Genomic DNA, 15,884 nt, shown 5'->3' on the forward strand with positions numbered 1-15,884 from the left:
GAACACACAAATCTGCTTCCAGATGTTGGTTGCCTGGCGTGGGGGCAACGTGGTCGGCTCCGTGTCCCGGGTGGCAATAATATTAACCGCACATCATGAGAATTCTGCTCTCTGGATGTTCAGGTCTGATTGGGCGGGCGGTCGTGCGTGAACTGCGCAGCCGCGGACATGATCTCGTCGTGCTTGTGCGACGACCTCCCGCCGGGGAGAGCGAAGTTTACTGGGATGCCCGGACGCGAATTGACAACGTCTCGCAGTTGGAGGGCATCGACGCAGCGATTCATCTGGCGGGAAGATCGGTGGCCTGTCGGTGGAATGCAGCGGTCAAGGAAGAAATTCGTTCCAGCCGCCTCGCCAGCACGCGATTATTGGTGAATGCGCTGGCAGGTCTTCAAAAGAAGCCGCACACTTTCCTCTGTGCTTCGGCGATCGGTTTTTACGGTGATCGAGGGGAAGAGCCGCTCACCGAGCAGTCTCCTCCCGGGAGTGGTTTTCTGGCCCAAACCTGCCTGGAATGGGAGACTGCGGCTCAGGAAGCACAGGCACATGGCATTCGGACGGTCTGTCTTCGATTTGGTCAGGTCCTTTCGCCCGAAGGTGGGGCCCTCCAACGGCTGTTGCCGATTTTTAAATGGGGGTTAGGGGGGCCGATTGGCACCGGCAGGATGTGGTGGAGCTGGATTCTGCTTGAGGATGCCATTGAGGCTATCTTGTTTCTGCTGGAGCGTGAGGATTGTGCGGGTGCGTTCAACATTGTGAGCCCAAATCCGGTGCGCAACAGAGAATTTGCGCACACGTTGGGACGTGTGCTTCGCCGACCTGCCATTTTCCCGGTCCCGGCTATGTTCTTGCGAGCGTTGTTCGGAGAGATGGCCCGGGAAGTCCTCCTTGCCAGCGCCCGCGTATTTCCGGAACGGCTGAAAGAAGCCGGGTTTCAATGGAGATTTTCGGACCTGCGCGAAGCTTTGCGGCATGCCGTGGGTGGCGCCTCGGGATGATCGATCAGCAATCGCGACGGTCCCGGTGCTCTTTCTGTAGCAGTGACGACCTCCTGCACATGTAACCGGAGGCCTGATTCCGAAGAAGAGGGGTTTGAGCTTGTCGCACTCAACAGTGGCCGTCATCACAACTGAGGTGTGAGAATGCCACGCCCTCGATTTCGACGAGAAGCTCGGGACGGCACACGTCGGCAATGGCATAAATGGTGGGTACCTCACCGAGGCGGCGGTCGCAGATCGCTTTCACTTTGATATAGTCTTCCGGGTTCTTGACGTACACGCGAACAAGGGCCAACTGATCGAGCGTCGTGCCCAATCGTGGGAGATTGTGGCGGGCAAGGTTTTCCTCGCTGACGAGCGCTGCAATGTTGTCAAGCGTTTCCTCCGTTTGTTTTTCCACATCCCCTATGTGACGCGTTTCAGAATTGGTGATGCTTGCCGTACCGGAGATAAAAATCGTCGCATACGAGCCACATGAGAGCGCCATCGCCCGAGAGAACTTGGGGCTTTTCGGACCGTACTCGCAGCCGTAGCCGAACGCCGGAGTTTGCCGGGGGTTTTCGAGGGGCATGGCCACAATGTCCCGACGGTCCGTTTTCATGGCAATGCAGCTCATGATGAGGTGATGCCCATCCACGCCGATTCCCGTACTAGCCGGGTACACTGCTCCTTTTTCGACTGGCAGATACTTGGTGAGGAACCGGATGTTTTGGTAGAAGTCAGCCCGAGCGCGATTCAATTCCTTGTACCGCTGTTTGTCACCTTCGCCCTCGACGATTCCTCCCAAATAAAGCCAGGTCCGAATGACCTGGGCAAAATCGACTCCCACAGACCCCAGAATTCCCCGCATCTTGCTGAATGCGTTGAGTGCCTGGTGGTAAACCCCGTCCACTTCTGGATCGGGAGTGACATGAGCACAGTGGATCCATGAGACACCGTTGTGCGACGCGATCACGAGCTGTTCGCTCTTGCGATCAATAGTCACATCGCCTTTTTTCCGACCCACACCCAGCGCCTCGATTGACACGAGGGCGCCGTGGCACGGCTTTTGAGGGACATAAGTGGTGGCAGGGAATTCCGGTCCGTAAAACTCCCGCATCACTTGGCGACATTCGGCAAATTTGGAGTCGTCGGCCAGAAACACGACCTGATGCACAATCGAACCGAGCGTGCTTTCCTCTTTCATGACGGACTCGATTGTGCGCAAGGCGTCCCAGGTTTGCGTGGCTAGGTCACCGGAAACTCGCGGCACCGCCGCCGCAAAAACGTGCCGCACGTCGGTGAGATCCACCACAGAATACCCAACGCCGTCGCTGCAGACCTTACGAATCATAGGCGGGCAACCTTTTTCGGGGGTGATATTACTCTTAGCATGGACGAAGACACCCTTGTTTGTCAATTTAATTGCGCAGAGTCGGCATCAATCGAGATTGAGACTCAATTCGCTTCAGCGTTACGACCCGTTCCTTCTCGAGTGAAAACGCTCTCAGCCCGTCTGAGTTTGGTCCAAACACCATCGCGAGTACTTGCCCTAGAGGCAAAAACTTCAGCTTTAGAACCCGACCAAAATTCTATCCAACCCGATCTTTCCACCTATTGGTATACAGGTCACGCAACACTTTCTTTACAATTCTCCTCGTCATGAACGAACTCTTCACCCTTCAGGCAAACGAGATGAGCGCGCCCGCGGAGGTATCTGAAGGGCACATTTCCAATGCAGGATGGAAAGTTACGGCGGGTTGAACGGCTTTCGATTCCACCGTTGCTCATGGCAGTCGAAGGCGACGCTCTTCTCCGTAACTACCATGGCGCATCCGGGGCTCAGCGCACGGCGAACTGGAAATTCGCGGGGCGGGAAATCATTCGAGATCTGGCCCGGCGATGGCTTCGCCTCGTTGTTGCCTTTGTTGATCGGCTAAGTTGAACGTTCCGTAAAACAGGACATTACAATCCATCCAGGTGTATAAACGTTCCCAGTCTTCCTGGCTTAAATGGACGCCGTGGTGCCCCTGAAGCAAGAGGTGGGTCAAGCGTGACGCTCGCGCTCCGAAAAAGTCCGGCTTTGTCGTGGGTTCGCAGTTGACCACCCGAAAGTCGCCCGGTTTCCCGGCCCAATCTGAATACGGTACGTATTTGGCAAGCGCGTTATAGGAAACGCTGTATCGTCCCGCCGGTTCGCCCGTTAAAACAATTCCTCCCTCACTTTTGGTCGGATTGTGACAGGCGACGCAGTGCCGGTCGAGGACCGGTTGAACGAGCAACGGATAGCTGAACGGTCGGGAACCGGGCGGACCAGGGGTGATTGGCGATGGCGGACGCCGAAGGGCCAGTGGGAAGCCTTTTAGCGAAGGAGCGAGATGACGCGGCTCATGACATCCAACACAGGAAGTGATTTCCCCCGGCTGAACATAAGTGACGCTCCGCATCATCTGTACGGCGCGGCCCTGTTCGTCCAGCGCTTGAAAGGACAGGGGCTTACGAGCTGGCACGCGAAACAGCGCTGAGCCGTCGGCCTCCACCGGAACCGTGCCCAGTACCTGTTTGCCAGGCGAAATATTGGGCACTCCCAACATCGGCTGATTTGCATGCCAGGTTGACTTAGGCAACACCTGAATGATTCGCAACCGGGTGATTCGCTCCTTGGGGAGATGCGGCCAGGCGGCATACACATTGGCCAAGAAGATGATCCCTTCGTCTTGTGATTCTTCGACGGGCGTATAGGCCGTTGGCGTTTCTGAATTTGCAGGCAAGTGAGTTTCGGACGCTGCGTTGGACCAAGTGGATCCTACCGGCGTGGTGATCGCTTCCGCGGCAGTCATCTTCGAAGCGACGTGAACCCGTTCAGCCATAGTGACTCGCGATGGGGTAAACGCCACGGGCCAGAGGCTCGATACATTTAAGTCGCGATAGAGCAGCTCCTTATTTCCGAAAATATCCATCCAATAGAGTCCGAACATGTTAACCTGATTGGCGTCCGGTTCACCGATTAGACTGTCGTAACTGTACGCTGCGAGAAATGTGGTTTCGGAAAGAGGGTATGGGGTGCGGTAGCAATGGCCGGGAAATCGCGCCTGCTCGGGTGGAAGAGCAGGCGGGGGCTCCACGCCGACCGGGTTGAACCATCGACCACCGGAACGGTTAGGAACGGGGACCTCGCTTTCCGGAAACAGGGCGTCAGGGGTCAGGCGAGTGATGGCTTGAGGGCCATCCTGGCCATCCCTGATGTCGACCCGAATGATCGAACCGGCTGTCATGGCGTGGTGGGGCGCCGCGGTGGCGATGACCGCGTTCGTCCCGGGAATGGGGCGTGCTTCCCAGATTCCCACTGGATTGAACGTGTTGTTTCCGTAATAAGCCTGGACGAACTCGCCATTACTGCGGACCGTCCACAGTTGTTGATAGAAGACGGCGTTTCGATCCACGTAATCCCATCGGGTGTACAGAATTCGGCCGTCCAACAAGGGCACAGGATCCCATTCGTGAGTCTCGTGGAAAGATATGACGCGGATGTTACGGCCGTCGGCATCGCCCAACGTGAGCGTGTGAACCGGGCAGGGCCCCTGTCCGCACCGGTGAAAGCCGCCCCGTCGAGTGGAAACAAAGATGATCCGGCCGTCTGGTAAGTACTTCGCACCAAAATCGTCATAAGGATCGCTCGTCAGTTGACGAATTGTCCGCTGGGGAAGCACGATTTCGTAAAGATGAAAAAATCGATCCAGGGCCTGTTCCCGATTGGCCGGTGCGCTCTCGACCGCACAAAAAGAGAAGAGTAGACGCGTGCCGTCCGGAGAGACGTCGCAGAACTCGAAGCTCCCCCGTGGGAGCTGCCCGGTAGTAAGATCTGTACACGCCATTGATTTGTCGGGGGAGTCGAGAAGGTACACCCCGCCACCCGGCCGAGCGCAGTTGCCTGTGTATTGGGTCAACTGGTGACTGAAAATACTGGGGACGTGCTTGATAAAGGCGACTTTCTTCTCACGGAGGGCGGGGTCACGAAGAGAAAGCTGGCGCTTGACCCGGCGAGCTTGCAACCAGAGAGCATACAGCGCTTCCTGAGCCTCGCCATCGGACGCTTTCTCCTCCCCAAATTGCAATTGCAGAGAGTGCCATTCTTTCTGCAGTTCGTTCCATTTGGCGACCAGTTGAAGCCATTCCACATCCTTTAAGCCCTGCTGCGAATAGCTTTCGATAGCGCGTTGTCCCCGATCAAAAATCTTGTTCAGAGCGGCACCGTATTGGGAGGAAAGTACATGCGGATGGTTGAGGCCATCCTGTAGACGCCAATCCCATTCAATCATCGCGACTTCGATCGGTGGGGCCAGGGGTGGAAGCTCCGGTGGCGGCGTGACGTGCGGATCACCAGGCGTCAACGTTAGAAGCTGCCCTGGAGGAAGGCTTGCTTTGTAACGAAGCTGTGCTTTCCAGACCGCAGAAGCCGTGTCGCTGGGATTCTTGAATATGAGTGTCTTTTCGCAAATGGGGAAGCCCTCGCCCGTCACGGTGAACTCCCACACCTCTTGATTGCCGCTGGCAAGAAAAACTTCCCGCGGCGGCGTGTTAGTGTCGCCGCCAATCTCGAGGTCGGTTTGCCCGAGGTTCTCTATGTGAACTGATGCCGCAACCGCTGTGGGACAACCGACATGAATGATCAACTGCTCTTTGGGACCAAGAACGCCCACCAATTCTCCGCAGGAGGGCATCACGGCCAGTTGCGTTCGATCATCCTTGGCGAAAACAAAGAAACCGAACGCGGTGGCGCTGGAACATGGGATGGGCCGGTTGTTCTTATCGCAGACTTTAAGAAGTTGGAGACCCTCGGGAAGAGATTCCACGGTGATCGCCAAACCCGGTGAAAGCGAGACCGTCCTCGGGCCAAAAACGAACAGCAGGTGCGGGAGGATAATCCATGTCACAGCATGTATGCCCACTCGCCAGATGCGAGGGAATCGTCTCGGCAACATGGAATGGTCTCCGGAGCTATACCCCACCCCTGAATGAACAGGTGAATGCTGACTATCAGAATAACAATTCCCGCTGGGATTGCAACGTCACTAGTTTTCGGAAACCTTAATGTTGTTCAAAGAGTAGAAAGAAAAGGGCATGAATTGCGTAGCCTGATGAAGCTCCGGAGGTTGCCGAAGCGACAGGCCAGCAGTTACACTTGATACAATGCCAGGCTCCGGAAAAAGCTTGGCGAAGGTTGTTCACCGCTGAGCGGCGGTGGTTTCTCTCAGCAAAATGATGTTTGAGCACGGGGAGTTCTTGTTCCCAATTCGAGCAGAACGAAGCACCGTCGCGGGAATTTATTGCACCTCCCGGCTGGAGGACGAACCGAATGGCCGATGTCAGTGAGAGAGTTCCTGCCTCAGTCAAATCGCTGCAGGAAGTGTACGAGGTCATTGCAGACGAAATGGCGGAGGTGGATCGACTGCTCAGGCAGGAACTTCAGAATTCCTCCCCTTTCATCGATGGGATGCTCAAACACGGGCTGCAACTTGGGGGAAAGCGACTTCGGCCAGCGCTGGTTCTGCTTTCTGGCAAGCTGTGTGGGAAAGTAACGCAAACGCATCTTCTTCTCGCCACGGCGCTGGAACTTGTGCACACGGCCAGTCTGGTGCATGACGATGTCCTCGACGAGGCACAGCTCCGCCGCCACATGGAGACGATGAATGCCCGTTGGGACAACTCTGCCAGCGTGCTTCTCGGTGATTATCTGCTGGCTCGAGCACTCTGCCTCGCCAGCTCGCTGGACTCAGTCGTGGCCTGTCGGGAGATTGCCCAGGCCAGTCACCGCATGTGCCAGGGGGAGCTACGGCAGATCGCGGCCTGCGGTCGTTTCGATATGTCGGAGGAGGAGTACCTGGAGATCATCGCCGAAAAGACAGCGGCACTCTGCCAGGCGTGCTGTAGGTTGGGAGCCTATTATGCCGATGCCCCGCCCTCCTTCATCGAGGACCTGGGCGAATTTGGACTGCTTGTGGGGGTGGCTTTTCAAATTATCGATGATATCCTGGATATCCTCGGCGATGAGGAAAAGACCGGCAAATCGCTGGGGAGTGATTTGGCCAAGCAGAAGCCGACACTGCCCATCATTCACATGTTAAGGCACCTCTCGGAGCCTTCTCGGGAGCGAATCATCGGCCTCTTGCGGGAGCAACCGCCCGGTTTTCGCCACCAGGTGCGACAGGTGATGCTGGAGACGGGCTCGATTGACTATGCCCGGGAGAAGGCGGCGATGTTCATCAGCGATGCTGTGGAGCGGCTGGACGACTTGCCCGTGAGCCCTGCTTCCGAGTCCCTCCGTCAGCTTGCCGCGTTCGTCATAGCACGCGACCGCTGAACGCCCGTCCACCTTGGCAGGGACCTATTATCGAAGGGGCCTGCTCGTCAGGACTACCGATCAACCCTGGATGAAGCATTCTTTTTAGTAGGTTAGGATAAGCGTGCCCTTGCGACCTTTCTGGTGGGCATGCTCGTCACGTCTGCTTGTCAACCGCGGATAATCCATTTCACTCCGTCGGAGACAATCAGCGTGCCTCCTCCGTAAGTCTTTCCCTCATGGGCAAGCAAAACTCAAACAAAAGTCGCGGTTTTGTCGCTCCCAGTGCTTGGTCGATCGCCGATTTAACCGTACAATCAACAGTGGATACGATGGCGAGTGAGCGCCGGTTCGTTCATCGCGGCTGCGGACGTGGTGGAACTGGCAGACACGCAGGACTTAGGATCCTGTCCCGCAAGGGGTGAGGGTTCGACTCCCTCCGTCCGCATTGATGGATAGCGACAAGTTGGGCAACAAAAAACCGCCCCGAAGGGCGGTTTTTCCACCTTTGATGATGTGGCGGAACGCATCGCTTTTCAACTTGTGGCTTCTTCCTCCCTTTCCGGGACCGGGCGAACCACCTCCATACCCAGCGCCGTTTCCTGCGCAGGTTCTTCCACCGGAAGCGGCACCTGCACCTCGGTAACTTCTGCTTCGCTGACGATCCTGTCGATCACCTTCCGCTCGACAATCGCATTGCGCAGCACGTCCCAGGCATTTTCCTGTTCGTACTCGGCACGGACCTGGCGGGGTGACCGCATGGTCATTCGGGCGATTCGCTGGATTTCGTCTTCAATATCTTGTTCCGACGCTTCGATTTTCTCTTCTTCAGCCAGCCGTTCGAGGAGGAAATGTTCCCGCAACAGCCGAACGACGACCTCTCGAGCCTCCCGAGCGATGTGGTTTAACTCCCGGCGGATTTCCTCGGCCGTGTATCCCGACCGGGTCAACTCCACAGCGCGACGCCGAATCTCGCGCTCTGTCTGTCTGCGGACTAGGTCTTCCGGAAGATCGAACGGAACCACATCAAGGAGCTGATCCAGGATTTGTTTCCGCAAATCTTCATAGACTCTCAATTCCAGGCGAGCACGGATCTGGTCTTCAAAAGATTTGCGGAACAGATCGGGTGAATCGTACCCCGCAACACGTGCGATTTCTTCAACGCTCTGCGCGGTTTGTGGCCGAAGCACCCTGTGGACCTTAAAATGCGCCTGGACGGTCTTTCCGGCCAGATTGGGATCGGCGCAACTTGCCGACACTTCAACATCGCAAAACCGGGATTCGCCGTGGCGAACACCCACCATTTTTTCGCCGAAGTCGCGGATGATCCCGTCGAGGAACGTCAGCGTCGGTCGAATTTGAATGCGTTCATCATCTGCGGAGTTAAGGACCCGTCCCTCGTGCCGCAAAGTGATTTCGCATTCGAGGTAGTCGCCCATCTCGGCCGGTCCGTCCACCTCGGCAAGCTCGGTGAACCTTTGCAGTAAATCTTGCATTGCGCGGTCAAGGTATTCGGGGGTGAGCTCGAATACCTTTCGCTGCAGTTTGAGACCACGCCACTGCGGGAGCTCAAACTCGGGTCGCACCTCAACGGTAAATTCAAATGCGAAATCCCCTTCGTCGGGCAGCTCGACGTCGTCGGGATCCAAGTCGGGGTCACCAATCGGGGCAAGTTTGGCCTCTTCTATCAGAGACCAGAATGAATCAAGCATCAGTCGGGATTTTACCGGCTCCTCAAGCTCACTGCGGAAGCGTTTCTCCAAAAGCCGCCGGGGTACGCGGCCCGGACGGAAGCCCGGGACACTTGCCTCGTTTCGAATCTTATCCAGTTCTTCATCGAAATAACGATCGACTTCTTCACGCGGAATCGTGACAATGATTCTGCGCTTACAAGCCCCGACCGATTCGACGTCGTATTCGAACCTGAGCTTCGGCTTGGCCTCTTCCTGCACCGCCGTCCCAAGGGATTCCTGGGCGGCCTCACCAGAGGGACCAGCCTCTGTCTGAGGCTGATTCGCACTTAACGCATCACGTTCGGGAATGTCGGAAGCAACCATGCCTGAATCCGTTTTGGAGGAAATGTTTACGGGTGCAGACGCAGAAAGATCAGAGTGCCCTAGCCGGCCGCCAGACTCCATACCAAGACGTGTGAGTCGCCCGCAGACGATCGAGGGTGCCTGCGCCGCTTTCTATGGGGGCACTCGGCCTTCACCTAATAAAAAAGAGCGGGTGATGGGACTCGAACCCACGACAACGACGTTGGCAACGTCGTGCTCTACCACCTGAGCTACACCCGCATTCTTTATTCCGGTGTTTGATTCACCTTCTCAATTGGCATTATAGGTTCGACTTGAGGCATTGCAAGAGGGTGTCCTCGGCCCCGGCCGGTGAAACATCCAGGCAGACCGTGTCCCCGCGGGAAGGCCGCATTTCGGCCGATTTGTTGCCACGTCGTAAGTTCAAAGCTAACATAAATGCTTGGAAGCTTTAAGTGAGGCTGCCTGAAGTGGGGCCGCTTTATAGGGGGGGCATTACAGTCCCAAATTGGGGCATTCGAACGTCTGGACACTGTGAGATTGCGGCTGTTTGGAACAGAGGAAGAGGTATGCCGGAAATCAACGCTGAAGCACTGGCTGAGCGGGCACATGACGTGGGGCTGATCACCGACTGGGAATTGCGTCAGATCTGGTCCGAGCTGGGGCGAAAAAGCATCAGTGTCGACGAATTCATTCAATTCCTGGTTCGGCGTGAATACCTCACCAACTATCAGGTGGAGAAGCTCCTTAATGGAGAACGCGAGGGGTTCTTCTATGGCCCGTATAAGGTCCTCTATTTGGTTGGAGCGGGGACCTTCGCTCGAGTGTTTCGAGCCGTGCATAAAGACGATAAGTCGAACGTCGTAGCGCTCAAGGTGCTCCGCAGACGGTACAGTGACAATCCCCAGTGTTACCAGCAGTTCATCCGTGAGGGACGGTTGGGAATGGCTCTCAAGCATCCCAACATCGTCCCCGTCTATGACGTCTGCTCGTACGACCACACGCATTTTCTTGTGATGGAATTCGTCGAAGGGCAGAATCTCCGCGAGTTTGTGAAGGTCCGCAAGAAGCTCGATCCCATTGTGGCCACCCGCATCATGGTGGACATCATGTCGGGGTTGGACTATGCCTTTCGGCAGGGGAGCACGCATCGGGACCTCAAACTGAGCAACGTACTCATCAGCAGCGACGGGACGGCCAAGCTAGTGGATTTTGGTCTGGCGGCAGTGGACGAGTATCTTGAGGCTACTTTGCCGGAGGTTCCCGCGAATGCCAGAGCCATTGATTATGCGGCCCTTGAGAAAGCCACTGGCGTACCGCGCAACGATCCTCGGAGCGACATCTACTTTGCCGGGTGCATGTATTACCACATGTTGACGGGTGATCCACCGCTTTCGGAAACCAAGGACCGAATGAAGCGGCTGAGCCGTTCGCGATTTTTTGAAGTGGTGCCCATTCAGGAGCGTGATCCCACGGTTCCCAAAATTGTGGCGGGGATCATCAACAAGGCTATGGCACTGGATGCCTCAGCACGCTATCAAACCCCGGCAGATATGCTTTTTGATCTCAAGCTGGCGGCGAAGCGACTGGCCCAGGGCGATACCGATGTGGACCTCCTGACGGCGAAAAAAACCAATGACGATAAGACGTCTGCCACTGTTCTGGTGGTGGAACCAAATGTCGAAATGCAGAATATACTACGGGAGGGCCTGAAGAAACTAGGATATCGGGTCCTCATTATCTCCAATCCGCAGCGGGCCCTCGACCGGATCAAAGAGGAAAATGACGAAATCGATTGCGTTATCATCAATGCCACGGAATTGGGAGAAGCCGCAGTGACGGCTTTCAATCAAATTGGAGATGATCCGCGGACCTACCTTATCCCCGCTATCCTGCTTCTTGACGAGCCCCAGCGCGACATGCTGGCCATGACAAATCGCGCCGACCACCGCCGGGTGGTATCGCTTCCCGTCACGATGAAGCAGCTTCGTGCCCTCGTTACAGAGTTGGTGGACAGGCAGCGCGACCTGGCCAGGTAGCGATTGCGTTGGGCGTACGGACCACGTAAGCGGGCCCGTTGATTAAGCCCGGACCAATCTAAAAGTGCTGAAACCGCAAGTTGGAATCGGGCAAAAGGGACTTTCGGCAAGAAAAAACCCGGCCGTGTGCCGGGGCCAAAAATTAATTTTTAAAGGCTTGTGTTCACATCAATTCTGAGTCGGTAACTGAGGGCTAGTAACATCGGCATTGCCCTCAACGCAGGTGGATGGCTCTTCTGGAGATTTGGAGCACGTTGGCATTTTGGAATCATCTTCCATGGCGCCTCCACCATCACCGGCAGAAGAGGCCACCGTCGCGATCGGAGCAGTGGTACTTAGTGCCGATGGAGTATCAGGCTCTTCCGGACTGCCCTCAGAAGCACGAGTGGGTTGGACCGGTGGCCGCGGGCGCTTTTCGTACCCAAGTTTTTTGAGCACCTCGAGAATTTCGCTGCAAGTGGGAAACATCCTTCCGCTGGCCCGTTTGTATTCGTCGAGGGCCCGCATGAACTCGATTTCTTCCGGGGTGTAATCTCGCTCGCAGGTGGTGGGGTCGATCTGGCGCCTGCGAGGAACTTTCGCACGACGTTCCAGTTGCCGCCGCTCCACGGGAACAGGGATGTTCTGCTGACGGCGATCCGTGCCGCTTCGCCGATCGGGCAATCGACGCCGATCGATGGTCACGATCATCGGATCGCTCGGGGATTGATCCGAGGTTGTTTCGGGCTGTGCCGTGACCCCGTGACTTTTTGGCGTGGAACTGCTCGTAGCAGGTGGTTGTTCCGTGGGATCGTCCGCTTTGGTGGGGCCGGGACCTGATTTGCGTTTTCTGGAGGAAGAGACAACTTCAGAACTCGACTGCGTCTTGTTGGCTGTAGTTCGCTTGACAGATGGGCTCTTTTTCCCAATGGTTTTTCGCGCCTTCGAATCCTTCGAATGCTTTGTCTTGACCACTGTTGCGACCTCCTTAACTCGGATTCTTGTGTGGAAAGACTCAAGTTGCCGCAAGATGGTTGACAACAAATGCAGTACAAATTCAGAACTCAAACAGCGGCACCGTCAGTAGTCTGTCCTTCAGCGGCCCTGCACCGGTCCGGAAGTGAGTTCTCGCTGGTCACAGGGGCAGATCGGGCGGGCCAAAACTGGGATGGCTGGCCGGCATGTTCGTGCTCGGCCAAAAACGGAAGGGTTAAAAAGGCAACCGCCGCGCGGTGCCGCTCTGTCGCGGCCGCTGCCTCTCATCGGGCCTGGCAAAGTTTTCCGTCAGGGAAATATAACACACAGGCGTTGAGTGTGCGGAACGGGAAAAGCCTGACGGCTGTTTTTCTGGTCGGGACTTGCCCACAAACTCTTCCGAACGCGAAAAGTCAGCACCGCTCACACAACCGGATCGGCCTGGATCGGATGCAGCGAAAAACTTTCCAATGAAGCGGGGCGGCTCACGGCGCAAATGGACCGCAGACTACTGGGTACGTCGCAGAAAGTGCAAACAAAAAAGGGCGGCCATCCAGATGACGACCGCCCCACAACTGCTCTTGGCGTGCAATACTTTTGATGCCAATTCACCTCATGGAGATGTGGTGAGATCCAAGTTGATCTCGTTGGATCCAGGTTTGACTTCCCGGACGAGCGTGGTGTTCGTATTGTACTTGGCGGGGATTTTTTCTTGGAAAACAGGTGCGCGGCTGCTATCCTCCCCGCCGTACTGGTATGAGGGGTCATCCGAAGAAACGGCGCCAGCTCCCGTTTGGGTCGGAGGTTGGGACCTTACGGAAACTTTATGTTGTCCCACTACCGCGCCCTTTCCGAGCTGACAGGCCAGCTCGTACTCGCCATTGGCGTTTGTGACGCCGGTCGAGGCAGGGCCGCCCGCAACCGGTGTAAACGTCACAATGGCATTGGCCAGCGGTTGACCATCCAGCGTCACTTTGCCCTTGACCGAGGCCAGTCGGGGACCTTTAGCCCCGCACCCTGCAAGGAAGAGCATCGTTAGGACGCACGCCGTTGTCCACGCGAATCGCGCCATAAGAATGACCTCCCAGAAACTGAAAATCTCCTCATCCCACGTACCCGGGGAAAAGTTCGAGAATACTTCCCCTGTGGCGACGGCCCCCATCACGGTACCGCGACGGCCTCTCCACCGCCGCAACTGCCCAGCGCTCCCCAAACACCCCAGGGCGATGGCCGATTGCCTGGATCAGGCACGTCATCGATGGCCTGATTCCCCACGTCGATCGTCTGGCTGATGAATCGCACCGCGCCATCTGCCATGGCGACGTTCACTCCACCGGGATGGTAGCTGGAGGCCGTTCCCATATGTTCGTTACCATCGACGCTTCCCCAGTGACAGCTTGGGCCGTTCGGGGCCACCATGGTAGCAAAACCGCAGAAATAGGGCCGACCATCCCAGGCCCGACCACCCGTTGGCCGAAAGTCGGCACGCACCGGCGGTGTGATCTTTTTCGGATTAGTAGGATCGATTCGAGCCAAGCAGGCGGCTGGGTTCCAGGATTGCATGAGTAATGCCACGCCACCCAACACGTCGTCCGGGTAACCACCCGCTACCATCTCGCCCAGCATCACCGTGTTGGAAGTTCCGTCGGTGACGTACTCCGTGCCGATCCAGCGTTCACACTGGAAAATTCCTCGATTCTGGCGATAGTTCTGGTCCGGCCGAAAATGATTCTGATGGTAGTCGTCCCCCACACATGCCTTGTAATTCAACCGTGCCGGGCTCTCCGCACGGTTGGGGATGGGCTGATCGGAAGGGCAGGTGTAGCTTGCTATGTCTTTCCGCCACCAATCACGGACAAACGGTCCCCAAGTGGGATGGTTGGGGTCAGTGGTCCAAGGCTCGGGCAGCATCGCCGGAGATTTTGCTTGTGTCATGATCGCGTCGTAGAGAGGCTTTTCTTCAATGTACGGGAGGATCATCATCGACCAGGCGTAATAGCGACCACGGCAGGTGCGAACACCAAGAGCTGGGAAGACTTTGTACGTATCGTGGTAGTTGTGAATTCCCAACGCAACCTGCTTCATATTGTTAGTGCACTGGCTTCTGCGGGCTGCTTCTCTCGCCGCCTGCACGGCGGGCAAAAGCAGGGCGATTAAAATTCCAATAATGGCAATGACTACTAATAGTTCCACGAGTGTGAATGCGGATCTCCTGTTCCTCATGATTGGTCCTCCAATTACCTCGAAATGATTTAACACAATGCGAACGTAAATTCGTCAATGTAGCAAAGTCGTCGCGCTTTGCAAGTTCACAATTTATTCTGTTTTGGCGCTTCGTAGCCCGCAACAATTTTGCAAGACTGGGCTCGCTGACATTCGCCCTGCCCGACATGAGAAGAGGAACAACATCTCGCACCGAGCCCGTTTATACCACTATGGAGTGGTAGAGTCTAACCAATGAGTAGCATATACGTTTTTCTCAGTCGTTGGCTTTGTTGACTTCTTGAAAAACGTAGTTATAAATAAGGTGACCTTGCAGGTTTGAGGGATTGCGCTGAAATTGTGCGATGTGCCTGGTGGGTCGCCTGTCTGCAGAGGAGTTGCATCATGCGGTGGTCGATTCTGGGCGCGGTTGTGGCAGCTCTTGCGGCGTCAGGGCTCGTTTGGGCAAGTCCTTTTGAATGGGCCCCGGAAGAATATCAGCCGTGGTCGAGCGGTTTTCCATATCAACGCAACGTTGATCTTACGTTTGACGTCTCTCCAGTTGATCCACCCGGTCCCAGTGGCTCTGGAATTCCGGGTGCCCACTACGAGGGCTCAGCCGACGCCTGGCTTTCGGCGAGTGATTTTGTCACTTTCTCCGGTTCATTCCAGTGGTACAGTTCAGTCGCTGGCTTACCTTTGACCGGTCTGGTTGGCATCGACAACCGAGGAGGGGTTGCGCCACGTAATGGCCAGATGGTCATCCATTTGGACAACATTCCCTCGCTTACTGGCCAAAAGCGGATCTGGATTGAATGGGACTATGTCGTGTCCGCGCAGAATATCCCATCGAGTTTCTTTATTGCGGATTCGCTCGGTCATTTGCCTGCTCAGCAATGGGTGAGTCAGGCGCGCCAAGTCAACGGTGTGTGGCGACAGAATTTGTGGTTCCAATTGGAGCCGAATCCCCTGTGGGAGGAAATTACTCTGGTGTTGCCCTTTGTACCCGTCGGGCAGTACTTTCTCGTCGATCGATTCCACGTGGCGACGGAATGCATTCCTGAGCCGGCCTCTGTGACTTTAGCATTACTGGGGGCATTTGGCCTTATCTGGGCTGGCCGAAAACGCAGCAAGACGGCGTTGCAAAATTAAACTCTGTTCGCCGTCGAAATTGAGTGGTCTGCAGCACCCCGCCTTCGACGCGGGGTTTTCTTTTTGGGACGACAGGCACGCAGGATGTCCCCGACCCATGCTGGACAGCCGGGAGGACCTGCGTCAAAATAACGGCGGCCTGGACTTCGCGACTGTTTGGCTCGACCTTGCAACCTGAGATTGG

9 protein-coding genes, 2 tRNA genes and 1 pseudogene are annotated in these 15,884 nt (G+C 56.1%); 5 read left to right on the forward strand and 7 right to left on the reverse strand.

The genetic code is table 11. The features are described 5' to 3' along the window. The first annotated feature begins 95 nt into the window (after positions 1 to 95). Entirely contained in the window at positions 96 to 998 is a 903-nt protein-coding gene (locus ABJK56_RS11210; RefSeq protein ID WP_347244757.1) for a TIGR01777 family oxidoreductase, read from the forward strand. A 109-nt stretch (positions 999 to 1,107) separates the two neighbouring features. Here the strand turns inward: ABJK56_RS11210 and ABJK56_RS11215 are convergent, their stop codons facing one another. After that, on the reverse strand, positions 1,108 to 2,331 hold the full coding sequence (locus tag ABJK56_RS11215; protein ID WP_347244758.1) for a Rid family hydrolase: 1,224 nt from the start codon (positions 2,329 to 2,331) through the stop codon (positions 1,108 to 1,110). Positions 2,332 to 2,857: 526 nt separating this feature from the next. Next, the gene (locus tag ABJK56_RS11220) at positions 2,858 to 5,959 is read right to left on the reverse strand and encodes a hypothetical protein (protein WP_347244759.1); all 3,102 of its coding nucleotides are present in this window, start codon (positions 5,957 to 5,959) and stop codon (positions 2,858 to 2,860) included. 374 nt (positions 5,960 to 6,333) lie between these two features. Between ABJK56_RS11220 and ABJK56_RS11225 the strand changes: the two genes are divergently transcribed. Together ABJK56_RS11225 and ABJK56_RS11230 are read left to right on the forward strand one after the other, a co-directional pair. After that, entirely contained in the window at positions 6,334 to 7,338 is a 1,005-nt protein-coding gene (locus tag ABJK56_RS11225) for a polyprenyl synthetase family protein (protein ID WP_347244760.1), read from the forward strand. Positions 7,339 to 7,683: 345 nt separating this feature from the next. Next, positions 7,684 to 7,765 (forward strand) — tRNA-Leu (locus tag ABJK56_RS11230). Positions 7,766 to 7,853: 88 nt separating this feature from the next. Here the strand turns inward: ABJK56_RS11230 and tig are convergent. Together tig and ABJK56_RS11240 are read right to left on the reverse strand one after the other, a co-directional pair. Beyond that, positions 7,854 to 9,374 carry a trigger factor gene (gene tig, locus ABJK56_RS11235; RefSeq protein WP_347244761.1) on the reverse strand — a complete coding sequence of 507 codons (1,521 nt, stop codon included), beginning with the start codon at positions 9,372 to 9,374 and terminating at the stop codon, positions 7,854 to 7,856. Between the two features lie 167 nt (positions 9,375 to 9,541). Further along, positions 9,542 to 9,614, reverse strand: a tRNA-Gly gene (locus tag ABJK56_RS11240). 308 nt (positions 9,615 to 9,922) lie between these two features. Here ABJK56_RS11240 and ABJK56_RS11245 point away from each other — a divergent pair. Continuing rightward, the gene (locus tag ABJK56_RS11245; RefSeq protein WP_347244762.1) at positions 9,923 to 11,392 is read left to right on the forward strand and encodes a protein kinase; all 1,470 of its coding nucleotides are present in this window, start codon (positions 9,923 to 9,925) and stop codon (positions 11,390 to 11,392) included. 417 nt (positions 11,393 to 11,809) lie between these two features. Here the strand turns inward: ABJK56_RS11245 and ABJK56_RS11250 are convergent. The 3 genes and pseudogenes from ABJK56_RS11250 to ABJK56_RS11260 all read right to left on the reverse strand — a co-directional run. After that, a pseudogene (locus ABJK56_RS11250) lies at positions 11,810 to 12,070 on the reverse strand (hypothetical protein); the annotation flags it as partial. A gap of 889 nt (positions 12,071 to 12,959) precedes the next feature. Continuing rightward, positions 12,960 to 13,541: a carboxypeptidase-like regulatory domain-containing protein gene (locus ABJK56_RS11255; RefSeq protein WP_347244763.1), complete on the reverse strand. Its 582-nt coding sequence runs from the start codon at positions 13,539 to 13,541 to the stop codon at positions 12,960 to 12,962. Beyond that, positions 13,508 to 14,569 (reverse strand): DUF1559 domain-containing protein, encoded by a 1,062-nt coding sequence (locus ABJK56_RS11260; RefSeq protein ID WP_347244764.1) that lies wholly within the window; start codon positions 14,567 to 14,569, stop codon positions 13,508 to 13,510. Before ABJK56_RS11260 ends, ABJK56_RS11255 begins: the two co-directional genes overlap by 34 nt. A 384-nt stretch (positions 14,570 to 14,953) precedes the next feature. Here ABJK56_RS11260 and ABJK56_RS11265 point away from each other — a divergent pair, with 384 nt between their 5' ends. After that, positions 14,954 to 15,700 carry a hypothetical protein gene (locus ABJK56_RS11265; RefSeq protein ID WP_347244765.1) on the forward strand — a complete coding sequence of 249 codons (747 nt, stop codon included), beginning with the start codon at positions 14,954 to 14,956 and terminating at the stop codon, positions 15,698 to 15,700. Positions 15,701 to 15,884 lie beyond the last annotated feature (184 nt).

The organism is Thermogutta sp. (assembly GCF_039793925.1).
Taxonomy (GTDB): Bacteria; Planctomycetota; Planctomycetia; order Pirellulales; family Thermoguttaceae; genus Thermogutta.